Below are 2,625 nucleotides of genomic sequence, written 5' to 3' on the forward strand. Positions count from 1 at the left end.
GCGTTCTTGCCGACTACGACACCAGACTCCCCGGCTGGCGGATCATGGGCGGCACCTATCGCGTGGCGCTCGCGCGAGATGCAACCGATCGCAGCCGGGTGATGACGGTCAGGCTCACGCCATCGACGATGCGACCCTGATAGATTCGTCCAAGGGCGGCGGTGGAGGGTGAGGCCCGATGTCTTGCCGCGCTTTTCGTAGATGTCCGCAATTGGGTGGCAAGCCGACCGGCCGATTGCGGGGAGGTGCCGCATAAACCGGACCTTCACCGCAGCCGCTGCATCAAGCATACAGCGAGGACGGCAATCCGACGGGATAAGGGGGCGATCTTGCTCAGGGAACGCCATACGATGCAGCCGCTAATTGTTATGGTGCTTCTGTCAGCAATCCTAATAGCGTTTGGGGTCGTCATCGCAGTACCGCCAGTTAGGAATTCTCGAGAAACGTGGCTTGATGGAATTCCGGAACTGACGCCCGACGAGCGAGCTTATGCTTTAAAAGAGGCCAAAACCATCGAAGAAAAGCGGTATGTTCTTCAGGAAATGAAGAAATTTGAGCATTGTACCGAATTATATCAGAAGGATGGGGCAGCAGACGCGCTCAGTGATTTTCAGCACAAGAGAGCAAAGCCATTTTGGGGTCATAGCGGGGGCAATCACGCAGTGGAGTGGGTCCCGGGCTTTGAAGCAAGCTGTTCTCCTCCACTTGGCCCGCCGGGCGTCAACTTGCCGATGGCGGACGCGCTGAAGCGCGGAAACTTCCGTCCCCTCGATCAGATGGGGGCAGAATTCGAGGACGGTCAGTGGCGAACAACGCTGATGGGGCGATGCGACCGTGCAAGTAGAACTTACGCGGCCCGCTATAATCGTGCTCTCGCAAAACTCGATGCACACGCTTTCGCCCAATGTCGAGCTGTGTCCCCACGCGACAAAGTGTCATACGACTACGGATCAGCGCTCTAACGAACCCACTGGCGAGCCGAAAATCTTCTCTCGAGAACCTCCTTGCCATGGCCTAAACGTTAAGTCTGCGACAGGAGCCGGCTTGGATGCCAGTGGCTGATTTCGTTGTTAGCCGTGATCACGCCGAACGGCAGGGCCCGGGTCGCGAGTCGACATTCGTTTTTTGGGTTCGAAATCCCTCGCAGGAAGTCCGGAATCGATCCTGATCTGCAGCATTGCCGCCCGGTACGGCCCGGTACATGATGGCCGCACATTCGATGTCCCGCGCCCCCGCCCCGCCAGTCGCCGAACGACGCGCAACGACCGGCGCAGCGTCGACCGGGGAACGGTCCACCGGTTTCCTCTTGCTATACGCCCTGGCCAATGCCGGCGGGATCATCGGCTTCCTGCCGCTGCTGACCTTGCTGCTGCCGATCAAGATCGAGGGGCTGGCGGGTGACGCGCGCGTCAGCTTGCCCACTGCCACGGTCGTCGCCGGGTCGATCGCGTCGAGCAGTTCCAACATCCTGTTCGGCTGGTTGAGCGACCGCTCGATGGCCAGCGGTGGCGGGCGGCGGCGGTGGATATTGGTCGGCCTGATCGGCACGATCGTCGCTTATGCCGCGATCGCGCTGGCGCGGACGCCGGTCGCGATCATCTGGTCGGTGGTGTTGTTCCAGGCCGCGCTCAACGCGATCCTCGGCCCGCTGGTCGCGGTGATGGCCGACGAGATTCCCGATTCGCAGAAGAGCACCACCGGCGGGCTATTGTCGCTCGGCTATCCGATCGCCTCGGGCGTGCTGGCGGCGGTGATGGCCGCCGGCTTTCTGGGCGAAGGCGGTCGGCTGATGGCAGTGGTCGGTGCTGCGGCCCTCTGCCTGATCCCGCTGATCGCCACGCGCGCCGTTCTGCTGCCGATCGCCGACCAGCCGCGCGCCGCCGTCGCGCTGCATCGCCGCGATCTCGCCGTCGCCTGGGTCGCGCGGCTCTTGTTCCAGGTCGCGGGCGTCGTGCTCCAGCTCTATCTGCTCTATTATTTCGAGAGCATCGTCCCCGATACGCCCAAGAGCGAGCTCGCGACGCAGGTCGGGCACCTTCTCACCATCTCGTTCATCGCGCCCTTGCCGATCGCCCTGATCTTCGGACGGCTGTCCGACCGGCTCGACCGCCGCAAGCCGTTCCTGGTGATCGCGGCGATCGTCACCGCGATCGGGCTCGCCGGCATGGCGGCCGCGCATGGCTGGACCGTCGGCGCGCTCGCTTTCGGGCTCTATACGATCGGCTATAGCGTGTTCCTACCGCTCCAGGCGGCCTTCGCGATGCAATTGCTGCCCGACCCGCGCCATCGCGGCCGCGACCTCGGTCTGCTCAACCTGACCAACACCCTGCCCTCGCTGCTCGGCCCGCTCCTCACCTGGTCGCTCGCCTCGCCGCGCGATTTCACCAGCGTGATGGTGTTGCTCGCGGTACTGGTCCTGTGCGGCGGGCTCGCGATGCTCGGCGTGCGCGGGCGGCGTTAGAATGTTTCCAATCCTCCCCCGCCAGGGCAGGGCAATCGCATATGGCGCGAAATCGATGCTCGGGCGCATGTTTCGAATCCGACGCGTCGGCGACCTGCAATTTTCGAATCCAAACGGGGCTCTTCGTGTACGATCGGAATCGAAAATTTCCATATGCGATTGCC

Annotated in this window: 2 protein-coding genes; both read left to right on the forward strand. The window is 62.9% G+C overall.

Features of this window, described 5'->3' with window-relative positions:
- Positions 1-329 precede the first annotated feature (329 nt).
- Positions 330-962: a hypothetical protein gene (locus tag ACTHJR_RS14520; protein ID WP_440523952.1), complete on the forward strand. Its 633-nt coding sequence runs from the start codon at positions 330-332 to the stop codon at positions 960-962.
- 239 nt (positions 963-1,201) lie between these two features.
- The gene (locus tag ACTHJR_RS14525; RefSeq protein ID WP_440523953.1) at positions 1,202-2,461 is read left to right on the forward strand and encodes an MFS transporter; all 1,260 of its coding nucleotides are present in this window, start codon (positions 1,202-1,204) and stop codon (positions 2,459-2,461) included.
- Positions 2,462-2,625: the final 164 nt, after the last annotated feature.

It is taken from the genome of Sphingomonas sp. (assembly GCF_051962185.1).
In the GTDB taxonomy this organism is placed as follows: domain Bacteria; phylum Pseudomonadota; class Alphaproteobacteria; order Sphingomonadales; family Sphingomonadaceae; genus Sphingomonas.

Bases quoted from the DNA above. Each gene is read 5' to 3' on its own strand.
- ACTHJR_RS14525 (WP_440523953.1), top strand. From the start codon at position 1,202: ATGATGGCCGCACATTCGATGTCCCGCGCCCCCGCCCCGCCAGTCGCC.